Source organism: Granulicella rosea (assembly GCF_900188085.1).
Lineage (GTDB): Bacteria > Acidobacteriota > Terriglobia > Terriglobales > Acidobacteriaceae > Edaphobacter > Edaphobacter rosea.
The window spans coordinates 657,567-679,512 of sequence record NZ_FZOU01000002.1 but is presented as its reverse complement, the minus strand read 5'-3'; the positions used below and the strand labels follow the sequence as shown (position 1 = coordinate 679,512).

The following is a 21,946-nucleotide window of genomic DNA, read 5'->3' as shown; positions in this document are numbered from 1 at the left end:
TTCATAGATTGAAACAACGATTATCGTGAGGCGGTCTCGGCCGCTGCACCAATACGGGCCGCGGACGGAGAGGTGATGCTCCAGCTTGCGCGACCGGCGAGGTGCAGAATCTGTCCGGGCAACACGCCCAGCATCAGAGTGGCGAGCGCGGTGGCGGCCAGACCGAGGCCGGCGGGGAAGCTGATAGAGGTGACGGGGCTTGTCTCCGCCGTCTCCCTGCGGGTATAGAGCGCCGCGATCAGCCTCAGATAGTAGAAGCAGGCGACACCGCTGTTCAAGAGTCCGACGACTGCGAGCCAGACGTTGCCGCTATGGATCGTCGCGGTGAAGACGTAGAACTTGCCGAAGAATCCGCCGGTGAAGGGGATGCCGATCATCGAGAGCAGGAAGAATGAGAGGAGCGCGCCGAGAACCGGGCGGCGCAGCGCGAGACCGGTGTAATCGGCCAGCGTGCGGGTGCTTTCGTTGAAACCGCCGACCTGGGTGATGACCGCGAAGGCTCCGACGTTCATCGCTGCATAGGTGGCGGTGTAGAAGGCGGCGGCGGCGATGCCGCGATCGGCTGATGCGGTGAAGGCGACCAGAAGGTAGCCGGCGTTTGCGATGCTGGAGTAGGCGAGCATGCGCTTGACGTTGGTCTGGAGCAGCGCGCCGAGATTGCCGACGGTCATCGAGAGGGCGGCGAGAATCCAGAGGAGGATGGTCCAGCGGGCCTCCATGGAGCCGAAGGCGCTGTAGGTGATGCGCAGCAGGACGGCGAAGGCGGCGGCCTTGGGGGCGGTCGACATGAGACCGACAACCGGAGCGGGGGCGCCCTGGTAGACGTCCGGAGTCCAGACGTGGAAGGGTGCGGCCGAGACCTTGAAGCCCAGACCGATGATGATGAGCGTCAACGCGGCGATGGCGAGGGTTGGAGTACTGGTTCCGGCGAGGCCGGCGGCGATAGCGTGGATGGAGGTGGATCCGGTCGCGCCGAAAGCCAGCGCGATGCCGTAAAGGAAGAAGGCGGTAGCGAAGGAGCCGAGCAGGAAGTACTTGATCGCCGACTCGGCGCTGGTGGCCTGGCCTTTGCGGAAGCCAGCCATGATGTAGGTCGAGATCGAAGAGATCTCGAGGCCGACGAAGACCATCAGAAGCTCAGTCGCCGAGGTCATGAACATCATGCCGACGGCTCCGAAGAGCACGAGCGCGAAGTACTCGCCGGCGTGGTTGGTCGCGCCTTCGAAGTAGTCGAGCGAGCCGAGCAGGGAACAGAGCACGATGGCGGCGATCAGCAGGTGAAAGAAGATGGAGAAGGGATCGACCTGGATGGTGCCGTAAAAGGCGAAGATGGCGGCCGACTTGGTGAAGCCGAGCTGGAAGATGCTGGCCGCTCCGGCGGCGAGGGTCGCGAGAATGGCCAGCCAGCCGAGAGGTTTGCGCGAGCCGCCGGGCGTCAGGCAGGGCTCGGCGACCATGATCAGGACGCCGCCAACGGTGAGGATGATCTCGGGCAGGAGCGCCAGAAGATTTGGGGACATTACTTCACTCCTTGGGTTGCGGACGCGGACGTGATGTCGCGGGCGTAGGCGGGGGCGTTCTCCGCCCGGCGGAAGTGCTGCTGGGGTGCGCTCGTGCTGGAGGAGGTCTGGTGCGAGATGGCGACGCCGTTCGGGTCGATCGAGCCGATCCAGTAGGGCGAGAGCACGCCCATGACGACCATAACGGCGACCATCGGCCACAGCGCGAGGTGCTCGCGTGCGTCGAGATCGCGCGGGGCGGAGCCGTTGGGGTTCGAGGCCGGACCGTAGAAGACGCGCTGGATCATCACGAGCATGTAGGCTGCTCCGAAGATGACGCCAGAGGTGGCAATCACCGTCCACAGGACATGGTGCTCGGCGATGGTGGCTTGCATCGTGCCCGAAAGCACGAGGAACTCGCCGACGAAGCTGTTCAGGCCGGGCAGGCCGACGACCGAGAGCGTCGTGATGACGTAGAGCGTAACCATCCAGGGCAGAGTCGCGGCGAGTCCGCCGTAGTCGCGCATGTCGTATGTGCCGTAGCGCTCGTAGAGGATGCCCATCAGGATGAAGAGCGCGCCGCCCGAGATGCCGTGGTTCAGAATCTGGTAGATGCCGCCGTCGACGCCTGCGATGGTGAAGGTGAAGATGCCGAGTGTGATGATCGACAGGTGGCCGAGGGTCGAGTAGGCGGCCAGGTGCTTCATGTTGTTCTGGGTCAGGGCGATCAGCGCGCCGTAGACCACGCCGATGGCGCCGAGCGCGATCATGAGCGGCGCGATGCGATGGCTCTCATCCGGGAAGATGGCGAAGCTGAAGCGCAGGATGGAGTAGAGGCCGGTCTTGCCGGCCAGCACCATGACGGCTGCCGTGGGGGCCTCGGCGATGGCGTCCTTCAACCAGCCGTGCAGCGGGAAGACGGGAACCTTGACCGCGAAGGCGAGCAGGAACGCAAGAGAGCAGAGCCAGAGTGCGGCAGAGTTCGACGAGATGCCGTGGCTGGCGGCGAGGGAGGCGAGCTTCGGCAGGTCGAAGGTGCCGGTCTGCGCGTAGAGCCAGATCATGCCGACGAGCAACATCGCCGACGGAATGAAGGCATAGAGAAAGTACTTGGCGGCGGCGTCGCGGCGGGCGGCGGTGCGTCCGAAGGTGGCGATCAGCAGCGTCATGGGAACGAGCGACAGCTCCCAGAAGGCGTAGTAGAGGAAGAGGTCGAGCGCGGCGAAGATGCCGAGCATCGCGACCTGCTGGAGCAGGAAGAAGACATAGAAGGTCTTCTTCCGCTCGGAGATGGTGTTCCAGGAGGCGAGAACGCCAAGCGGGGCGAGGAAGCCGGTCAGCACGGTGAGCCACATGGACATGCCGTCCACGCCGAGGTGGTAGCGGATGGCGGGCGCCGCGATCCACGGCAGATCGGTGACGAATTGGAAGCTGCCTGCGGGCATGCCGGACTGGAAGTGCGCCGGAAGATGCAGGGTGAGACCGAAGGTGATCAGGGTGACGATCAGCGCGCCCCACTGCATGGTCTTGCCGCGATCCGGCAGAAGCGCCAGGACGATCGCGCCCACGAGCGGAGCGAAGATGATGAGGGTCAGGATGGAGGTGTCTAAATTCATCGGATCCTTGTGGTTACGTCTGCCGTACGTGCGTTGCCCTGTCTTGAATGCCGACCAGCTAGCTGATGTTGTGAAGCCCGAAGATCATGATTGCGATCACCGCCGCCGCGCCCAGCGCGAGCCAGCCAGCATAAGAGCGTATGTTGCCGGACTGCATCTTGCGGGTGACGGAGGCAAGTCCCTTGGCGCCGTTGCTCGCGGCCCAGCCGGAGCCGTCCACCAGACCGAAGTCGATGACGCTGCGGAAGAGAGCAGTGGTCAGGCCGAGCAGACCGGTGACGAAGATCGCGTTGTAGATCTCGTCGATATAGAACTTGTTCAGCACGAGTTCGTAGAGCGGCTTTGCCTTCTGGGCGAAGGCTCCGGCTGTGCCGGGCTTCACGACGTAGAGGAAGTAGGCGACCGCGAGACCGAGCAGGGCGACGACCACAGAGACGACCGCCAGACCGATCTCGGATGCGCCTGCGGCGCTCTTCGCAAGCTCCACCCCGCCACCGAATACTGGATCGAGGAAGTGTTCGATCTCGTTCGAACCGCCAAGCGCCTTCGGCACGCCGATCCATCCGCCGACGATCGAGAGCAGCGCGAGGACGACGAGCGGGAAGAGCATGATCCAGGGCGATTCATGGACGCCGTGGCCGTGGCCCGCATGCGCATCGTCGTGGTGTCCATGACCGGCGCCGGCGTGCTCCGCGAAGCGCTGCTCACCGAAGAAGGTCTTGAAGAGCAGGCGGAACATGTAGAACGAGGTCATGCCCGCGGTGACGAGACCGACCAGCCAGAGCAGCTTGCCGATGGGATTGTCGCTGACGAAGACGCGGTAGAGAATCTCGTCCTTGGAGAAGAAGCCTGCCCAGGGTGGGATGCCTGCGATGGCGATGACGCCCATCAGCATGGTCCAGAAGGTGACGGGAATCTTCTTCCGCAGGCCGCCCATGACGCGCATGTCCTGCTCGCCCGAGAGCGCGTGGATGACCGAACCGGCGGCCAGGAAGAGCAGCGCCTTGAAGAAAGCGTGCGTCATGACGTGGAAGATGGCCGCAGTGTACGCGCCGACTCCGCAGGCCAGGAACATGTAGCCGAGCTGCGATACGGTGGAGTACGCCAGCACGCGCTTGATGTCGTTCTGCACCATGCCGATCGAGGCGGCGAAGATGGCGGTCAGCGCGCCGATGATCGCAACCACGCCGAGGGCGTAGGGGCTGCGATCGAAGAGCGTGTGGCAACGGCACACCATGTAGATGCCGGCCGTGACCATGGTCGCGGCGTGGATGAGGGCGGAGACCGGCGTCGGTCCTTCCATGGCGTCCGGCAGCCAGACGTAAAGGGGAATCTGCGCCGATTTGCCGGCCGCACCGACGACCAGCAGCAGCGCGATGGCGGTCAGAAAGCCACCCTGCGTGGAGCTGGCCGAGATCGACGAGAAGACGGTCGAGAAGTTCAGCGAGCCGAAGTGCTGGATGAGCAGGAACATCGCCAGCAGAAAGCCGAAGTCGCCCACGCGGTTGACGATGAAGGCTTTCTTGCCGGCGTTGGCCGCAGCCGTCTTGGTGAAATAGAAGCCGATCAGCAGGTACGAGGCGAGACCGACGCCCTCCCAGCCGACGAAGAGCAGCAGGAACGAGTCCGACAGCACCAGCACCGACATGAAGAACATGAAGAGGTTCAGGTAGGCGAAGAAGCGCCAGTAACCGTCCTCATGCGCCATGTATCCAACGGAGTAGAGATGGATGAGGAAGCCGACGCCGGTGACGACCGCGAGCATGATTGCCGTGAGGTGATCGACCGCGAAGGCGAAGTTGACCGAGAAGCCGGTGACCTGAATCCACGGCGCCGAGGCGACCGCGAGTATGCCGGAGCCGCCGCCGAGGATCGACGCCCAGAGTGTCGCGACGATGATCGCGGGGATGGCGGTGCAGAGGAGCGCGATGCCGCTTACGGCGGCGCGCGGGAGCTTGCGGCCCACGGTTCCGTTGATCAGGAAGCCGGTGAAGGGAAGCAGCGGGATGAGCCAGAGTAGCTGAGGATTCATGGTCTCGATTTCCAGTTAGTTCTTCATCAGGTTGATCTGGTCGATGTTCAGGGTCTGCCGCGTGCGGAAGATGGAGATGATGATCGCGAGTCCCACGGCGGCTTCGGCGGCGGCGACGACCATCACGAAGAAGACGAAGATCTGTCCTGAAACGGCCTGCGGTGACACGGCCTGCCAGCGATGCGCGAAGGCCACAAAGGTGAGGTTCACGGCGTTCAGCATGAGCTCGATCGACATGAAGACCGTGACGACGTTGCGCTTGAGCAGGAACGATAGTACGCCGATGGAGAACAGGACGGCGGCGAGGATGAGGTAATAGGAGATGGGAACCATGGTTACACTTTCTCCTTGATGACAATCACGCCCGCCGCATCGGTCGAGCTGGTGACGACCTTGGGATCCGGTTCCTTGCGCGCCAGCACGACCGCGCCCAGAATGGCGACCAGAATCAGGATCGAGGTGACCTCGAAGGGCAGCAGCAGCCGGGTGAAAAGGATCTTGCTGATTTCGACGATGTTGACCGTGCCGTCGTTCAGATATCCGCCGAGGTTTGAGGAACCGAGCGTCTTCGACTCCGACAAAAAGACGAAGCTGAGCAGGCAGAAGACAGCGGCGGCGCCGGGGATACCGGCAAAGTACGCGGCTCGGCTTCCGGTGGTTCGCTCTTCCTCGCCCGCGTTGAGCAGCATGACAACGAAGACGAACAGCACCATGACGGCGCCGGAGTAGACGATGACCTGCGCGGCGGCGAGGAACTCCGCGCCAAGCGACCAGTAAAGAACCGCGAGCGAGAGCATGACCACGACCAGCGAGAGCGCCGAGTTGATCGGGTGCCGCTGGAGCAGGAAATTCAAAGCTCCTGCGACGGCCAGTGCGGCGAAGATGATGAAGAGGGCAAGTTGCATGAGTGCCGTCGTATCCTTTTCCCGGTTGAAGGCCCCGGGTTTCGGTGTGAGTGCGGTGCAGACGCTGAGATGTGGCCGTTCTGCCGATTGTAAAACAGTGATCCTGCGTTTGACGCGGTGAAGCAAAGTCTGAACTACGAACGGACGGACATCACCAAAGCGGTCACAAGAATGTTGACGATGGCGATGGGCATCAGCACCTTCCAACCGAAGGCCATCAGTTGGTCGTAACGGAAGCGCGGTATGGTCCACCGGACCCAGATGAAGAGGAACAGAAAACAAAAGACTTTGAGGACGAACCAGAGAACCGGGAAGATCGCCGCGCCGATGGCCCCGCCGATATTTGGCAGCGCGTTGCCCCACGGGCTGGAGGCGCCGCCGAAGAAGAGCAACGTCGCCACGCAGCTGATGGTGATCATGTTCGCGTACTCAGCCATGAAGAACATGGCGAACTTCATCGAGCTGTACTCGGTGTGATAGCCCGCGACCAGCTCCGACTCTGCTTCAGGAAGGTCGAACGGGGTGCGGTTTGCCTCGGCGAATGCGCTGATGAGGTAGACCACAAATGCAACGATCTGAAAACCGCCCAGGATATTCCACGAGAGCGCGCCGTGGGCCGACTGGCTGGCGACGATCGTGCGCAGGTTGAGCGAACCGGCCCGCAGGACGATGCCAACCAGCGAAAGCCCAAGCGCAAGCTCGTAGCTGATCATCTGCGACGTGGCGCGGAGGCTGCCGAGCAGGGCAAACTTGTTATTCGACGACCAGCCCGACAGCGCGATGCCGTAAACGCCGATCGAGGTAATACCGAGAATGACGAGCAGCCCGATATTGATATTCGAGATATCGAACAGGTCGAAGCCGGGCTGTCCGTGAACGTGGACCTCGGTCAGCGGGCCGAAGGGCACCACGGCAATCGAGACCAGCGCACAGGAGAGCGCGATGATTGGCGCGATCACGAAGAGCGGCTTTTGAATCGCGAGCGGCATGAGATCTTCCTTGAGGAAGAGCTTGATGCCGTCGGCCAGAGGCTGCAGCAGACCGAAAGGACCGACACGCGAAGGCCCCCAGCGATTCTGCATCCGTCCAGCGACCTTACGTTCGAGCAGAACCGTATAAGCCACCGACGTAAGCGTGATGACGAGCACGATGACGATCTTGACCACGGTCAATAGAAAAAACGTCAAAAAGGGAGACAGGTTCATGGGTTAGTCCGCCGCCGTCTGGTCGAGAATGGGAAGCTGTTCGCGCCGGCTGTTCTGCTGCAGGTCGATGAGCATATCGGAGTAGTGGCCGAGTGTGCCCGAGGTGAAGAGCGTGTCGCCCGAGGGCAGCACGAGGTCGCGGCGGGCGCCGATCTGGACCAGCGGCTGCGACGCTGCGGGCTCCAGATGCTGATCGTTGCCGCTGAGCAACTGCAGGCGAAGGATGTCATAGCCGGGGACGAGGCGCTGAATCTCGTCCAGAATCGCGAACGGATCGAATGGCGAAAGGCGCGGCTCGAGGTTTTGCGCGGTCAGCCAGACGGCGTGGCGGTCGGCCTCGCCGGACTGCGCGCCGCGGGTCTGACCCATGTCCGCGCGCAAGCCCTTGCCGAAGGGAATCAGGGTAGGGATGTGCGCGTCCATCTTGTCGGCGATGCGTACGATCATCTCGAAATCGGTGCGGACGCCCGCGCGGTCGCCGGCCTTCTTGACCAACTGCAGGTCGCCGTAGTGGTTGGTGACCGAGCCGCCCTTCTCGTAGAGATTCGCGGCCGGGAGAACCACGTCTGCAAGCACGGCGGTTTCGGTCATAAACAGGTCTTGCACCACGACGAAGGTGTTCTTGAGCGAAGCAGGCTCGACGCCGTAGCGCAGCACAGGATTCGATCCAACTATATATAGAGCGGAGAGCGAGCCTGCGGCGGCTGCGTCGAAGATCTCAAGCAGGCCGAGGCCGGCTTGAGCAGGAGCCTTGTACTCGGCGAAGATCTCGGAACCCACGGGGGTGTAGCCGGGCAGCATGTCCGGCAGCAGACCCATGTCGGCCGCGCCCTTCGAGTTGACATAGTCCGAGAGCAGGGCGAACTTCGCGCCCGGCAGCGTGAGACCGAACTCGATCAGCGCCTTCAGCTCCGAGCCGCGCAGCTCCGAGCCGATGAGGATCAGCAGGCCCTCGGTCGCTTTGAGCGTATCGCGGAATCCGGCGAGCGCCTCGACGTTCGAGACCGCGCTCGGGCCGGAGGCGTCGTCGCCGTTCAGGAATGCAGCCATCGCGCCATAACCGAAGGGAGCGAGCCGGACGAAGGCCTTGGCCTGGCGGCGCAGCTTGATCTCCTCGGTGTTGACGACAAAGAGCTTCGCGCCGTTGTTGCGGATGTTCGTGCGCAGGTTCCAGGCGGTCGCGGGCGACTGATTCGTCGGGTCGCCGCCGAAGATCAGGATCGACTTCGCGGTCTTGGTGTCGCGGAGCGACGCGGTACGGTCCTTGTGACCGATGAGCGCCTGCGCGAAGGTGACGTGGTCGGCCGTCCGGTGGTGGTCGATGTTGTTCGTGCCGATCACCGTGCGGGCGAACTTCTGCAGCAGGTAGGCCTCTTCGTTGGTCAGGCGGTTGCCGCCGATGACGCCGAAGCTGTCGCCGCCCTTCGCATCGCGCAGCTCGCGGAACTTCTTGCCGATGTGGGTGAACGCCTCTTCCCAGGAGACCGGCTCCAGCTTGCCCGCCTTGCGGACCAGCGGCTGCTGGATGCGGTCGGCGTGGTTGGCGAAGTCGAAGGCGTAGCGGCCCTTGTTGCAGAGGAAGTCGTCGTTGATGCCGGAGCGATCGCGGTTGTCGCCGCGTACGATCTCCGCGCCGTCGGTGGTGGAGCGCACGCCGAGGGTGGTCTTGCAGCCGTCGCCGCAGTGGGTGCAGACGGTTGCGACGTGGTTCATCTCCCACGGCCGGGTCTTGTAGCGGTAGGTGCCGGAGGTGAGCGCGCCAACCGGGCAGGCGTCGATGCACATGCCGCACTGCTCGCAGTCGACGTGGTTCAGATGGTCGGGCGCGAGCCCGGCGGGAACGTTTGGCGCGATGACCGCCGACGAACCGCGGTTCTCGACGCCCAGCGCGAAGACGTCCATGCCTTCGCCGCACATGCGCACGCAGCGATAGCAGAGGATGCAGCGCGGGCGGTCGAAGTAGACGACCGGCGACCACTTCTGCTCTTCGCGGTGGTTCTTGGGTTCGGCGTAGAACGAATCGGCCGCGCCGTACTTGAAGGTCATGTCCTGCAGCTCGCACTCGCCGCCGGCGTCGCAGACGGGGCAGTCGAGCGGGTGGTTGCCGAGCAGCAACTGCAGCGTGGCTTTGCGGGCCTGGACGATCTCAGGCGTGTCGGTGAAGAAGACCTGGCCCTCGGCGACCGGCGTGGTGCAGGCGGTCTGGAGCTTCGGCACCTTCTCCTGGCGCACGACGCACATGCGGCAGGCGGCCTGCAGTGACAGGCCGGGGTAGTAGCAGAAGGCCGGAATCTCGATGCCCGCAGTTTTGCAGGCCTCGATGAGCAGCGTGCCTGCGGGGGCGGTCAGCTTCTTTCCGTCAACGGTAAAAGATACGTCTGGCATAAGGTCGTCTACCTGTATTCTGCGGGCGTTCCTGGGTGTTTGGCGCAAAACGCATTGGCTGCGGTCGTCTGCGCGTCGGCGGTGCTGGCTTGATTGCTGAGAGCCGCCTCGCGGGTCAGCAGCGGATAGGTCGAGTTCTGGAAGAAGCTGGGATCGGGCGTCTGCGCCTGGTTCACCGGCTGCGCGACCAGCTTGGCGATCTGCGAATCGCCAAGCGCCGCATAGGCGGGAAAGGTATTGCGGAAGACCGCTGGCTCGGCAAGGTTGTACTTCATGTAGGTGTCGCTCTTGTCGGCCATCATGGGCCAGCAGCTCCGAGCCGCGGTCGCCCAGGTTGCGTCGACGCTCTTGGCCTGGGTCGCGGAGGTATGGACGCCCATCTGACGGGCGTCGCAACCGGCCACGGCTAGGCCGCAGGCAAAGAGTATCGCGAGCTGTGAGGTCCTGCGGATCGTTTGGATCAATGTTTGCCCACGTTCTGCTCTGCGGTGAAGGTTGAGGTGTCCATTACTGCTCTTCCTCGGTGGCGACCGCCGTTTGGCGAAGATGCAGCAGCTCGGCGTTCAGCTTGTCGTCGGGTACGCCGCTCAACTGATCGGCGATGTAGGGAAGCGCGTCTTCCACGGTGATGTTGCGATTGCGGAAGTCTTTGTAGAGGGCGTCGAGCCCGGCGACGATGTCGGCGGTGGCGAGCTTGTTCATCATGGCGGTGTGACCGGTCGAGTGCAGCGCCCCGGACTTATAGCCGGATACGAATCCATCACGGTAGGCGCCGGATTTGTTCTTCCACCACGAGCCGTTGTGAATTGCTGGCTTATCGATCCCAAAGGCGGACGAACACAGTGCCGATGCGCACAGGATGAGAGGCAAACCACGCTTCAGCATCGTCTTCATCAATGCGCTCCTACATGAAGCTGCTCGGTGATGATCGGTGTGCCGGCCTTCTTGCCGTCGATGTAGTCCTCGAACTCCTGGCGGAACTTCTTGACGAAGCCGAGCGTCGGCATGGCGGCCGCATCGCCAAGCGGGCAGAAGGTGCGGCCCATCATGTTTTCCGCAAGATACTGGACGTTCGCGACATCCTTCTTCTGGCCGCCGCCCTCGTAGACGCGTGTGAGGGTCTTCTTGATCCAGTCCGTGCCCTCGCGGCAGGGAATGCACCAGCCGCAGGACTCGTGCTGGTAGAAGCTGATAACGCGCAGCGCGAACTCGACGATCGAAACGGTCTCGTCGAGCACGACGATGCCGCCGGAGCCGAGCATGGTGCCGGCCTTACCCATCTGGTCGAAGTCGAGGCCTACGTCGAGTTCGTCCGGCAGCAGGACCGGGCAGGACGACCCGCCGGGGACGACCGCCTTGAGCTTCTTCCCGCCCTTGACTCCCCCAGCTACCTCATAGATCGCCTTCTTGAGGTTGTAGCCCATGGGCAGCTCATAGACGCCCGGCCGCTCGACGTGACCGGAGATGCCGAAGAGGCGCGTGCCGCCGTTGCGCTCGGAGCCCAGAGCAGCGTAAGCAGGGCCGCCCATCAGCAGGATGTGCGGTGCGCTGGCGATGGTCTCGGCGTTGTTAATGACGGTGGGTCCGCCGTAGAGGCCGACGACGGCAGGGAAGGGAGGCTTGATGCGCGGAACGCCGCGCTTGCCTTCGAGCGACTCCATCAGGGCCGACTCCTCGCCGACCTCGTATGCGCCCGCGCCGGTCTGGGTGATGATGTCGAAGTCCACGCCGGTGCCGAAGATGTTCTTGCCGAGAAAGCCGCGCTCGTAGGCCTCGGCGACCGCCTTTTCCACGATCTTCAGCAGGTAGCGGTACTCGCCGCGCAGGTAGATGAAGCCGAGCTTCGAGCCGATGGCGAGGCCGGCGATCATGGTGCCTTCGATGACGGCGTGCGGATCTTCGCGGAAGATGACGTGATCTTTACAGGTGCCGGGCTCGGACTCGTCGCCGTTCACCAGCACGTACTTGGCCTTATCGTTCTTGGGGACGAAGGACCACTTGAGACCGGTGGGGAAGCCGGCGCCGCCGCGTCCACGCAGTCCCGATGCCTTCATGGTGTCGATGATCCAGGCCGGACCTTCGGCGATGGCCTGCTGGACGGCCTTGTAGCCGTCCAGCTCCAGGTACTTGTCGATGTTGGCCGCGCCCTGGCCGAAGCGGCGGGAGAGAACCTTGACTTCGTCGGGATGGGAGACGAGGGTCGGCATTACTTCACATCCTTTCCGAGTCCCTGGCGATACTGTTCGATGATGTCGTCGACCTTGACGGTGGTGAGGTCGTCGTGGAAGTTATAGTTGACCTGCATGGCGGGAGCCCAGCAGCAGGCGCCGATGCACTCAACCTCTTCGAGGGAGAACATTTTGTCGGCGGTGACTTCCTTGTGGCCGATGCCCAGCTTGGCCTTGCAGTGGTCGAGGATCTCGTAGCCGCCGCGCAGCATGCAGGAGATGTTCGTGCAGACCTGGATGTTGTACTTGCCCGCGGGCTTGGTGCGGAGCATCGAGTAGTAGCTCATCACGTTGCGCACGTCGAGGTCGAAGAGGTCGAGCCGTTTGGCGATCTCGGTGATGGCGGGCTCGGAGATGTAGCCGAGTTCGTCCTGCGCGTACAGCAGCATCGGCACGAGAGCCGAACGCTTCATCGGATAGATGGTGGCCAGCTTGTCGAAGCGGGCTGCCGTCTCCGGCGTAAAGATGGAATTTTGAATCGCGCTCATCGAACTCCTGACTCTGATCGAACCAACCACAGTCTCTTGTTGTCATCCTTCGCACACTGCGGAGGATCTGCTTCCGTTCCTGATTCTTTGCTGCCGGGTATTGCACAATTATCGCATCATTCGCTGCCTTGAAGCATCCGCCGCGCAACCTGTTCGGCGGCCATATCCATCTCTTCCGAAACCTCGCCGATCAGGATATTGCCGTCTTCCTGAAGGGCGAATCCTGCCGTGCTGCCTTCGCTCGTTTCGAGCGCGTCGTGCGTGAAACGGACCCAGCGATCGTTGACCCGCAACGTAATGTCTTCGGCGCTGACTTCGACCACGCCGTGATACGGACTGTTCATGCCGTGGGCGGCGGCGTAGACACGAAGCATGGACGCCCACGAGGTCCAGAGTTCGCGTTGAAGGTTGGTCTCCACCGTTATTTCGGCGAGACGAGTTGACGGTAGATGTTCATGGCGAGCGGCTTGACGCCGGAGGTCACCGAATCGCTCGCGGGGAACAGGATGGTCTTCTTTTCGAGCAGCACCTTGCCCGTAAGGTCGTGCACCACCTCCCAGGTCACCTCACCGGGCGCGCCGACGTTGACCTCGATGGCAGCTGTTGCGATCTTGCTCATGGCCTTGATGATGACGCGGCCGAGGCTCGCGTCCAGCTCGGCGCGGCTCAGCCCGACCCGCACGAAGCCCGCGCCTACCTTGTCCGAAGCCGCTGCGACCGCGTCCATCGCCGAGACCAGCTCGTCCAGCTCGCGGTAGATCTGCTGCGAGTAGGCGAGGGCGCCATGGACCTTGTCGAGGACCATGGCGAGCAGTTGCTCGTTGCGCTCAGCGTCGAAGCTGAGGATGGGTGGCGCGGCGGGCTCCGGTGTCATCGATCGATCTCCCCGAGTACGATGTCGATGGAGCCGATGACCGAGACGACGTCTGCGATGAGGCGTCCCTTGCACATGGTTTCGAGCGCCTGCAGGGTCGCGAAGCTCGGATTGCGCATGTGAACGCGGAAGGGCTTGGCGGTGCCGTCCGAGACGACGTAGTAGCCCATCTCGCCGCGGGGCGATTCGACCGCCTGAAACACCTCTCCGGCCGGGACCGCGAAGCCCTCGGTAACGATCTTGAAGTGATGGATGAGCGACTCCATCTGGGTCTTCATCTGCTCGCGGTTCGGCAGGATGATCTTCGGCGCGTCGGCGACGATGGGGCCGGAGGGCATGCCGTCGAGCGCCTGCTGGCAGATCTTGACCGACTCGCGCATCTCCTGGATGCGAACGACATAGCGCGCCCAGACGTCGCCGTCGGTCGAGACCGGTACGTCGAACTTGAACTTTTCGTAGCCGGAGTAGGGCATGTCGCGGCGCAGATCCCAGTCGACGCCGCTCGCGCGAAGCGGTGGACCGGTGACGCCGAGCGCGATGGCGTCCTCAGCCGAGAGGTAGCCGACGCCCTTCAGACGGCTCATCCAGATCGGGTTGCCGGTCAGCAGGTTCTCATACTGATCGATCGCCGCGGGCATCTTGTTCAGGAAGTCCTGCACCTGCTTGAAGAAGTCGAGCGGAGGCTCCAGCGACAGGCCGCCGATGCGGAAGTACGAGCTCATCATGCGCTGGCCGGAGACGTTCTCGTAGATGCGCGAGATATCCTCGCGCTCGCGCCAGCAGTAGAGGAAGACCGTCAGAGCGCCGATGTCCATGGCGTGCGTGCCGAGCCAGACCAGGTGCGACGAGATGCGCGTCAACTCGTTCAGCAGGACGCGCATATACTGCGCTCGCTCGGGGATTTCAAGGCCGAGCAACTTCTCTACCGCCAGGCAGTAGCAGAGGTTGTTGGTCATCGGCGAGAGGTAGTCGATGCGGTCGGTCAGCGGCACGACCTGCTGAAAGAACTTCGCCTCGCAGGTCTTCTCGATGCCGGTGTGCAAATAGCCGATGTCGGGCGCGAGGGCCACGACGGTCTCGCCGTCGATCTCGATGACCAGCCGGAGCACGCCGTGCGTCGACGGATGCTGCGGACCCATGTTGAGAACCATGGTGTGGTCTTTGCCGCCGTTGGCGTTGCCGTGTTTCAGTGCGTCTGCGACGACGTCGTCGATGCCGGGGGTGATCTGGTCCTTGATCGGGGTAGCGGTAGCCATTAGCGGTAGCCCTCCACGGGGTAGTCCTTGCGCAGGGGATGACCGTTCCAGTCCTCGGGCATCATGATGCGGACGAGGTTGGGATGGCCGTTGAAGTGAACGCCGAAGAGGTCGAAGACCTCGCGTTCGTAGAAGTTCGCCGAGGGCCAGACGCCGGTGATGGAGTCGAGCGACGCCGCGTCCGAGCCGAGCTCGACGCCGAGGCGCAGGCGCGACTTCAGCTTGTGCGAGAGGATGTGGTAGGTGACGCGGAAGCGCGGCTCGGACGGGTACCAGTCGAGGCACGTGACGTCTTCGAGGAAGTTGTAACCGGCGGCCTTGGCGGCTTCGGCGGCGGCGACGATGTTCTCGGCGGCGACCGTGATGGTCAGCTCGGCGCGGTCGAACTTGGCGTCGGTGGCGAGCGTCTTGAAGGCGGCGACGGCGGGATGCTCATACTCGTTCGCCATCAGGTGTGCGAAGACGGCTTCCGTGCCCGAGATTTTGGATGCGGGTTCGTACATGGTTACAGGTCTCCCTTATCGTTGGCCCAGTCCAGAATGCCCTTCTTCCAGACGTAGAAGAGGCCGACGGCGACGAAGAGCAGGTACACGAACATCTCCCAGAAGCCGAACATGTGGTTGCCCGTGATGGCCGGAAGCTGCTTGAAGATGACCGCCCAGGGGAGCATGAAGACGGCCTCTACGTCGAACAGAATGAACAGCATGGCAACCATGTAGAAGCGGACCGAGAAGCGTCCGCGCGCGTCGCCGACGGGGTCCATGCCGCACTCGTAGGCGCCGCCCTTGGTGCGGGAGTTCTTATGCTTGCCGATGAGGAAGCTCGCCCCAACCATGCCGCCCGCCAGACCGATGGCGACCAGGACCTGGAGCACGAGAGGAAGGTATTGCCAGATGTAGGGATATGTCTGCATGGCCAGTCTTGAGGTTAGGAGTGTGGCTGTCCAGTGTCAAGTTTTGTGCGGCGATAAGCCGTTGATAACGTATCAAAAACCGAATTTGTTGGTGACACGAATTCCTACCGAAACAGTCCCATATACCAGTCGATCAACCCCGGCCCACAGAGCGCGCTGACCAGTCCGCCAATGCCCAGGAAGCTGCCGAAGGGAAGCCGGGTGAGTGCGTTTGCCTGCTTTCGGGCCAGCAGCCAGACCGCGTAGAAGGTCGCGAGCACCACGCCGGCAAAGAGCGCGAGGATCGACGGCCAGAAGCCGAGGAAGGCTGCAATCATGGCCAGCAGCTTGACGTCGCCCAGACCCATGCCGTCGCGGTGGCGGAGCAGCTTGTAGAGCCAGCGTACCGCCAGAAGTAGCAGGACAACTCCCACGATTGCGGCCAGCCGGCCGAAGATGAGCGCCTCCGGCCCGGTGAGGAAGACGTTGCCGCGCGAGGCGAAGCTGCCGGGGCTGCGCAGGCGGAGCTGGTGGGCGGAGTTGAGGACGATCTGGTCGTCGGTCGGTCCGAGGAAGATGGCCTGGGTGCAGACGAGGAAGATTCCCGCCGCGATGCCCGAGAAGGTGAAGGCGTTGGGCAGGGTGAAGGTCTGCCAGTCCATGACGATCAGGCCGATGAGGAGGAAGCCCAGGATGGCGAGGCCGAGCGCGTCGAGGGTGAGGATGCTGCCCTGGCTGAAATCGCGCATGGCGGGGAGATATCCGTTGACCCACCACGCGTGCCACATCCGGTTGCCTACTTCGGTGAACCACACGCCCGTCGCGAGCTCCACCAGCGGGTATTGCCACGAGATCGACGCCTTGCAGTCGCGGCAGCGCGCGCGGAGGAGAATCCAGCTCAGCAGCGGCACATTGTCAAACCAGCGAATTTCGTGGCGGCATTCGGGGCAGCGGGAGCGCGGCTTGACGATGCTTTCGCCGTGAGGGATGCGGCCGATGCAGACGTTCAAAAAGCTGCCGAAGCAGAGGCCGAGGATGGCGCCGAAGACCTCGTAGATCCATATGGGAGTCACTGGATCAGTATAGGCGGGACGAAAAGCAGATCCTCCGCTTCGCGAAGGATGACAAACAAAAGCGGCTACAAATCCGTGCGCCGTGGAAAGCCTAAAAATCCACGTGCATCCGGATCGACCCCACCGGCACCGGCCCGCGGGCCTGGTTGTAGCCGGGGTGCTCGATGAACTGCATATCCAGCGCGTAGAAGACGCCGCGCCAGGCGTGCAGGTTGTAGTAGCCCTCGAGGATGTCTTCGCGGGCGTAGTCCAGATTGCCGTCGCCCAGGATGAAGCCCTTGCCGCCGAGCTTGAGATACGCCTGATGGTCGCGCTTGATCGCGTTGGTGACGAAGGCGATGCCGGCCTTGTCGTTCGCGCGGTGCAGCAGATCCTTCATGGCGTAGTCGCCGCCGAACTCGATCGTCTGGTCGACCTCGGTGTAGGCCCAGCTTTCGTGCTGTCCTTCGTTCCAGCCGAAGCGGCCGAAGATGCGGAGGTTTTCGGTCAGCTCCTGCTCGGCGTTCAGGCCGAAGCCGTACTTGACCGTGGGGTGAAGAGCGTGGGCGTCGATGTCGGGCGTGGCGGTCTTGCCGGCGAGGAAGAGCTGGTTCTGCGTGCGGTAGACGCCCATGTTGGCCTGGTTGCGATAACCGAGCAGCCGGACGGCGCCTTTGCGCTTCGGCAGAAAGGGCAAAGCCTCGTGGCGGTGCTCGAGCTCCCAGTTCTGTCCGCTGGCGCGGCGAAAGCTGGTGTCGAGGTCGATGCCGTTCGGCACGGTGGGCAGCATGGCGAGGGCGTAGCGCAGGGTGAAGGCGTGGTCGGTGTACTCGGCGACCATGCCGGTGGTGTAGCCGCGCGTGTCGGCGGCGTAGTCCCATGCGCCGTTATTGTCGGTGGTCCAGTTGAGGAACTGCAGGTGCGAGTCGGTTCCGATGGAGTTCTGGTCGAGGAAGTCGGGCAGGCCCATCTTGCCGAAGTGAAACTCCAGCCGGCGCTCGGGCAGGCTGGTTTCGAGCGAGAACGGCGTGCGTTCGACGTCGACGTTCTTGCTTGAAAGGCCGATGACCTGGTGCAGTTCGTAGCGGGCGAGATAGGGCGTCGAACCGAGGCTCGGATTGCGGACGACGTCCAGATTGGTGAAGCCGGCCAGGCCGAGCGCTTCGGAGTCGCCGCGGCCGCCGGCGGACTCTTCGTCGACGAGGATGTCGGTGGCCCAGCGAGGATTCCTGACGACCTGGAAGCCCATGAAGAGTGTGCCGACGAGCGAGGTCTTGTACTCGCCACGGCTGAGGAAGCTGTTGTCGCCCTCGTAGGGGGAGTGGAACGGCGTGTGGCCCTGAAGGATGATGTTCGCCTGTCCGGCGACGAAGTAGCGCGCGGCGTCCGGGTGCGGGAAGATGGTCACCGGCTCGGTAGCGGGGGCGGCGGGCGTGGGGGCGTCCTGGGCGAGCGCCGGCGGGGCGCAGAGGGCGAGCAGCAGCAGCGGCGTCAGGACGGGGCGCTTGGTCATGGATACGACATCATCGCGCAGATGTTTGAATAGAGTGAGAATCGGCATGGCGCTTCGTTCATTTCTTGCGAGGATCGCGGATCGTTGTATGTAGTATACCCCCCTAGGGTATCAAGCTGGAGCTAAAAGAGGATAAAGATGCATACGGACAGGGAACGGACCAAGCTGTTGAACCGGGTGAAGCGTGTGCAGGGTCAGATGGAGACGGTGAAGCGGGCGTTGTCCGAGGAGCACGATTGCACCAAGGTGCTGATGCTGCTGGCGGCGGTGCGGGGCGGCATCAACTCGCTGATGGCCGAGGTGCTGGAGGATCATGTGCGTCTGCATCTGCTGGCCGACGGCGCTGCGCCGCTGACGCCGGAGCTGGGCGAGGAGATCATCGACCTGGTGAGGGCGTACCTGAAGTAGTGCGCCGCTTGACGTCTATTTACCGAAGAGTTATCGTTTGTCTACACGGGAAAGGAGGATGATCCAGCCTATGAAAATTGACAGTAACAGTTGCACGATCAACACGGTACGTGAGGTGACTGAGGCTTAGGGCGTCACAGCTCTAGTCCTGGCGTTTTCAAATGCAGTTCTCCGCCGAGGCCCACTTCAGAGTGTGGACGCCTCAGGTCAATCTCAACAGTTCACCGCCAGAAAGGCCCGCAGCTCGTTTGAGCTGCGGGCCTTTCTGTTTCCGCCGAAGCGACTAGAATAAGCCTATGGATTCGTTGGTCATTGCTGGCAAAGAGTTTTCCTCGCGGCTGATCGTGGGGACGGGGAAGTACAAGGATGGACCGGAGACGCGGGATGCGATTGCGGCCTCGGGCGCGGAGATGGTGACGGTCGCGGTGCGGCGGGTGAATCTGGACCGGTCGAGCGAGTCGCTGCTGGACTACATCGATCCGGCAAAGTACTTTCTGCTGCCGAACACCGCCGGCTGCTACACGGCCGACGAGGCGATCCGCGCCGCAAGGCTGGGGCGGGAGGTGGGGCTTTCGGACTGGGTGAAGATCGAGGTCATCGGCGACCTGCCGACGCTCTACCCGGATGTGCAGGCGACGCTTGAGGCGACGCGCGTTCTGGTGAAGGAAGGCTTCACCGTCCTGCCGTATACGTCGGACGATATCGTGTTTGCGAAGCGGTTGATCGACGCCGGGGCCGCTGCCGTCATGCCGTTGGGCGCGCCGATTGGCACGGGTCTGGGCATCACGGACAGCTATGCGCTGCGCATGCTGCGTGAGTTGATTACGGAGGTTCCGCTGATCGTCGATGCGGGCCTTGGAACTGCCTCCGATGCCGCGCTGGCGATGGAGATGGGCTTCGACGGCGTGTTGCTGAACACGGCGATTGCGGGGGCGAAGGACCCGGTGCTGATGGCCTCGGCGATGGGCTTGGGCGTGCGGGCTGGGCGCGAGGCGTATCTGGCTGGGCGGATGCCTCGGCGACTTTATGCTACGGCTAGTTCGCCGCTGGATGGGATTTCGAAGTGAAGCGATGGTCCAGGGCGGCTTGGCTTTATATGCTGGCTCTGGGCTTGCTGCTGGCTGCTCCCGCCGTCTTCATGGGGGCGGTCGGCATGGGAATGGCTGCAGGCGATTCGATGTGGATGAAATGGTGCGACGGCCCCTGTCAGGTGCGCATGCATCAACAGATGGTTTATGCGCGATGGCTTTCCTACGCCACGCCTTTCCTGCTTGTTGCCTCGATAGGTGCAGTCGTCTGGGCACGTGTGGTTCAAGTCAAACTGAAGAAGACACTGCGGTAGACTTCCACCATGCGCGTCTTCGGGATCGATTGCGGAACGGAGTTCACCGGCTATGGTGTGGTCGAGGTGGACGAGCGGGCGCGGATGCCGAAGCTGGCGCATGTCGCCGCGGGGACGATCCGGCTGAGCAAGCGGGATAAGACGCCGCAGCGGCTGGCGCAGATCTATGCCGAACTCTCGGCGTTGATCACTCTGCACGATCCTGAGGTCGTCGCGATCGAGGAGGTCTTCTTCTCGGCCAATGCGAAGTCCGCGTTGAAGCTGGGGCAGGTGCGCGGCGTGGCGATGCTGGCTGCGGCGACCTGCGGGCGTCCGGTGGCGGAGTACGCGCCGCTGTCGATCAAGAGCGCCGTCGTCGGCTACGGTCTGGCCGCGAAGGAGCAGGTCCAGTACATGGTGGTGCGGCTGCTTGGGTTGGATGTCGCACCGGATTCGGCCGATGCCGCCGATGCGCTGGCCATCGCGATCTGCCACATCCACACGGCGCAGAGCTTGATTGCGCAAGGTGGTGGCCGTTGAGGGGTGTGTTGCTCGCCTGTCTGCTGATGTTCTGCGCGATTGACGCGAACGCGCAGGAGAAATCGGTAGCTGCTTCCGGCGGATTGTCGGCTGGACTGCCTTCGGGGGCGATTTCGTTTCAGTTTCAACGGGATGGGCTGGCCGTGCCGAAGTGGGGGATCGACGTCTATCCCGATGGGAAGGGCGGCTACTGGGAGCCTGCGGCGGCGACGGCGCAGAATCCCGCCGGCAAGGCCTGGCGGACGCTTGTCATCGGCGAAGCGACCTTGCAGCGCCTGCGCGCCGGTGGGGCGAAGGCAAGCACGGGAGACTGCGAGACGAAGGCCAGGCACATCGCCAATACGGGCCGCAAAGAGCTGAGTTATATGTTTGGAACGGCGCTAAGCTCCTGCGTGTTCAACTACTCGGATGACAAAGGCGTGATGGATACAGCAGAGACCTTCCAGGCGATCGCGGAGACGATGCAGGCAGGCGCGCGGCTGGCGCATAAGCGCCGCTTCGACCGGCTGGGGCTGGATGCGGAGATCAACGCGCTCGGTGATTCGGTGAAGAGCGGGCGCGCCATCGAACTGGCGAACATCGCTCCCGTGCTGCGTGCGATCGCGAACGATCCCGAGGTGCTGGAGCGGGTGCGGACCAAGGCTGCGCGTTGGTTGAAAGAGATGCAGTAGCGTTCTCTCGTCCCTGCCCAGATGCTTGTCACCCTGAGCGTAGCCGAAGGATCTGCTTTTCGTTCGAAGCGGAATGAGACATCGTGCGGCCGTGAGAAAGAAGCGGGTCCTTCGACTGCGCCTCATACGATAAGACTGCATAAGGCTTCGCTCAGGATGACAGAGTGTATTTGTAGCGTCGAGAGTTACAAGCAAGAGACGGCTACAAGCTGACTGTGCGCCTCAGCCCTCGATCCGCAATGCCCTGTACAACGCCGCGAGGTCTTCGAGCGAGAGCTGTTCCGCGCGGGCCTGTGGAGCGATCTGCGGGGGCCAGTTGGAGGCGATCGTCTCCGGCACCACGCCTGCGAAGCGCAGATTGTTTGAAAGCGTCTTGCGCTTCTGGGCGAAGCATTTCTTCAGGAACGCATCGAAGCCTGCCGCGTCTACTCCAAGCTCGGCGAAGCGTGGCGCGAAGTGCAGGCGCAGGACGGTGGAGTAGACATCGGGCGGTGGGTTGAAGGCTGTCGGCGGCAGGGTGAACAGATTGTCGACCTCGGCGTACATCTGCGTGGTGGCCGAGAGCAGGCCATAGTCGCGGATTCCTGGAGGGGCCGACACGCGCTCGGCGACCTCGCGCTGCATCATTAGGACGGCGCGTCCCAGAACGCCTTGCGTAGCCGCTGCAAACAATTTCAGCAGGATGTCCGAGGTGATGTAGTAGGGCAGGTTGCCGATGACGTCGACCGTCTCGTCCGCGGCGAGCGCGACGAGGTCGGCCTTCAGGACGTCGGTCTCGACGATCTGAACGTGAGGCTGCTCGCGAAAGCGGAAGGTGAGTTCAGCGGCGAGCGAGCGGTCAAGTTCGAGCGCGATCACGCGTTTGGCTCGCAGGGCGAGGATATCGGTGATGGCGCCGTGGCCGGGGCCGATCTCGATGACGGTGCGCTGCGAGAGATCGCCGAGGGCGTCGGCGATGGCGTGCCGGGCGTGGTCGTCGACGAGGAAGTTCTGGCCGAGCTTGGGCTTGCGTATCTGGGACATCTCTTCCAGTCTAGCCGGTTTCAGATGTAGTGCTTGAG

At 63.1% G+C, this 21,946-nt stretch carries 24 protein-coding genes; 5 read left to right on the top strand and 19 right to left on the bottom strand.

The genetic code is table 11. The features are described 5' to 3' along the window. Window positions 1-20 precede the first annotated feature (20 nt). From CHB87_RS08965 to CHB87_RS08880, 18 genes are all read right to left on the bottom strand, one after another. Window positions 21-1,520: an NADH-quinone oxidoreductase subunit N gene (locus tag CHB87_RS08965; protein WP_089408056.1), complete on the bottom strand. Its 1,500-nt coding sequence runs from the start codon at window positions 1,518-1,520 to the stop codon at window positions 21-23. After that, window positions 1,520-3,115, bottom strand: a complete 1,596-nt coding sequence (locus CHB87_RS08960; protein ID WP_089408055.1) for a complex I subunit 4 family protein — start codon at window positions 3,113-3,115, stop codon at window positions 1,520-1,522. Before CHB87_RS08960 ends, CHB87_RS08965 begins: the two co-directional genes overlap by 1 nt. Before the next feature lie 58 nt (window positions 3,116-3,173). After that, window positions 3,174-5,147: an NADH-quinone oxidoreductase subunit L gene (gene nuoL / locus CHB87_RS08955; protein ID WP_089408054.1), complete on the bottom strand. Its 1,974-nt coding sequence runs from the start codon at window positions 5,145-5,147 to the stop codon at window positions 3,174-3,176. Window positions 5,148-5,162: 15 nt separating this feature from the next. Beyond that, window positions 5,163-5,480 carry an NADH-quinone oxidoreductase subunit NuoK gene (gene nuoK / locus CHB87_RS08950; protein WP_089408053.1) on the bottom strand — a complete coding sequence of 106 codons (318 nt, stop codon included), beginning with the start codon at window positions 5,478-5,480 and terminating at the stop codon, window positions 5,163-5,165. A gap of 2 nt (window positions 5,481-5,482) precedes the next feature. Beyond that, window positions 5,483-6,052: an NADH-quinone oxidoreductase subunit J family protein gene (locus CHB87_RS08945; protein ID WP_089408052.1), complete on the bottom strand. Its 570-nt coding sequence runs from the start codon at window positions 6,050-6,052 to the stop codon at window positions 5,483-5,485. Window positions 6,053-6,186: 134 nt separating this feature from the next. Continuing rightward, window positions 6,187-7,257: an NADH-quinone oxidoreductase subunit NuoH gene (gene nuoH / locus CHB87_RS08940; protein ID WP_089408051.1), complete on the bottom strand. Its 1,071-nt coding sequence runs from the start codon at window positions 7,255-7,257 to the stop codon at window positions 6,187-6,189. A 3-nt stretch (window positions 7,258-7,260) separates the two neighbouring features. Next, the gene (locus tag CHB87_RS08935; RefSeq protein WP_089408050.1) at window positions 7,261-9,642 is read right to left on the bottom strand and encodes a molybdopterin-dependent oxidoreductase; all 2,382 of its coding nucleotides are present in this window, start codon (window positions 9,640-9,642) and stop codon (window positions 7,261-7,263) included. 8 nt (window positions 9,643-9,650) lie between these two features. Continuing rightward, complete coding sequence (locus CHB87_RS08930) at window positions 9,651-10,022, bottom strand: hypothetical protein (protein WP_089408049.1); 372 nt, start codon at window positions 10,020-10,022, stop codon at window positions 9,651-9,653. Between the two features lie 127 nt (window positions 10,023-10,149). Then, window positions 10,150-10,536, bottom strand: coding sequence for a hypothetical protein (locus CHB87_RS08925; protein WP_089408048.1), 387 nt, complete (start codon window positions 10,534-10,536; stop codon window positions 10,150-10,152). Continuing rightward, entirely contained in the window at window positions 10,536-11,849 is a 1,314-nt protein-coding gene (gene nuoF, locus CHB87_RS08920; protein WP_089408047.1) for an NADH-quinone oxidoreductase subunit NuoF, read from the bottom strand. The genes CHB87_RS08925 and nuoF overlap by 1 nt, the downstream gene beginning before the upstream one ends. Next, complete coding sequence (locus CHB87_RS08915; protein ID WP_089408046.1) at window positions 11,849-12,358, bottom strand: NADH-quinone oxidoreductase subunit NuoE family protein; 510 nt, start codon at window positions 12,356-12,358, stop codon at window positions 11,849-11,851. The genes nuoF and CHB87_RS08915 overlap by 1 nt, the downstream gene beginning before the upstream one ends. A gap of 116 nt (window positions 12,359-12,474) precedes the next feature. Continuing rightward, window positions 12,475-12,777 (bottom strand): transcriptional regulator, encoded by a 303-nt coding sequence (locus tag CHB87_RS08910; protein WP_089408045.1) that lies wholly within the window; start codon window positions 12,775-12,777, stop codon window positions 12,475-12,477. A gap of 2 nt (window positions 12,778-12,779) precedes the next feature. Next, window positions 12,780-13,232, bottom strand: coding sequence for a hypothetical protein (locus tag CHB87_RS08905; protein WP_089408044.1), 453 nt, complete (start codon window positions 13,230-13,232; stop codon window positions 12,780-12,782). Continuing rightward, window positions 13,229-14,488, bottom strand: a complete 1,260-nt coding sequence (gene nuoD, locus CHB87_RS08900) for an NADH dehydrogenase (quinone) subunit D (protein WP_089408043.1) — start codon at window positions 14,486-14,488, stop codon at window positions 13,229-13,231. The genes CHB87_RS08905 and nuoD overlap by 4 nt, the downstream gene beginning before the upstream one ends. Then, window positions 14,488-14,991 carry an NADH-quinone oxidoreductase subunit C gene (locus tag CHB87_RS08895; protein WP_089408042.1) on the bottom strand — a complete coding sequence of 168 codons (504 nt, stop codon included), beginning with the start codon at window positions 14,989-14,991 and terminating at the stop codon, window positions 14,488-14,490. The genes nuoD and CHB87_RS08895 overlap by 1 nt, the downstream gene beginning before the upstream one ends. 2 nt (window positions 14,992-14,993) lie before the next feature. Beyond that, window positions 14,994-15,401, bottom strand: a complete 408-nt coding sequence (locus CHB87_RS08890) for an NADH-quinone oxidoreductase subunit A (RefSeq protein ID WP_089408041.1) — start codon at window positions 15,399-15,401, stop codon at window positions 14,994-14,996. 104 nt (window positions 15,402-15,505) lie between these two features. Then, window positions 15,506-16,453, bottom strand: coding sequence for a prepilin peptidase (locus CHB87_RS08885; protein WP_089408040.1), 948 nt, complete (start codon window positions 16,451-16,453; stop codon window positions 15,506-15,508). 91 nt (window positions 16,454-16,544) lie between these two features. Continuing rightward, window positions 16,545-17,945, bottom strand: a complete 1,401-nt coding sequence (locus tag CHB87_RS08880; RefSeq protein WP_089408143.1) for a carbohydrate porin — start codon at window positions 17,943-17,945, stop codon at window positions 16,545-16,547. 138 nt (window positions 17,946-18,083) lie between these two features. On the opposite strand from CHB87_RS08880, the gene CHB87_RS08875 reads away from it, so the two are divergent. From CHB87_RS08875 to CHB87_RS08855, 5 genes are all read left to right on the top strand, one after another. After that, entirely contained in the window at window positions 18,084-18,353 is a 270-nt protein-coding gene (locus CHB87_RS08875; RefSeq protein WP_089408039.1) for a metal/formaldehyde-sensitive transcriptional repressor, read from the top strand. A 296-nt stretch (window positions 18,354-18,649) separates the two neighbouring features. Continuing rightward, window positions 18,650-19,420, top strand: a complete 771-nt coding sequence (locus CHB87_RS08870) for a thiazole synthase (RefSeq protein ID WP_089408038.1) — start codon at window positions 18,650-18,652, stop codon at window positions 19,418-19,420. Continuing rightward, window positions 19,417-19,695, top strand: coding sequence for a hypothetical protein (locus CHB87_RS08865; RefSeq protein ID WP_142988281.1), 279 nt, complete (start codon window positions 19,417-19,419; stop codon window positions 19,693-19,695). Before CHB87_RS08870 ends, CHB87_RS08865 begins: the two co-directional genes overlap by 4 nt. Window positions 19,696-19,704: 9 nt before the next feature. Beyond that, a complete protein-coding gene (ruvC, locus tag CHB87_RS08860; protein ID WP_089408036.1) occupies window positions 19,705-20,214 on the top strand; it encodes a crossover junction endodeoxyribonuclease RuvC in 510 nt (169 codons plus the stop codon). Between the two features lie 5 nt (window positions 20,215-20,219). Then, window positions 20,220-20,885, top strand: a complete 666-nt coding sequence (locus CHB87_RS08855; RefSeq protein ID WP_142988280.1) for a hypothetical protein — start codon at window positions 20,220-20,222, stop codon at window positions 20,883-20,885. A gap of 222 nt (window positions 20,886-21,107) precedes the next feature. Here the strand turns inward: CHB87_RS08855 and rsmA are convergent, their stop codons facing one another. After that, entirely contained in the window at window positions 21,108-21,908 is an 801-nt protein-coding gene (gene rsmA / locus CHB87_RS08850; protein ID WP_089408034.1) for a 16S rRNA (adenine(1518)-N(6)/adenine(1519)-N(6))-dimethyltransferase RsmA, read from the bottom strand. Between the last annotated feature and the right edge of the window lie 38 nt (window positions 21,909-21,946).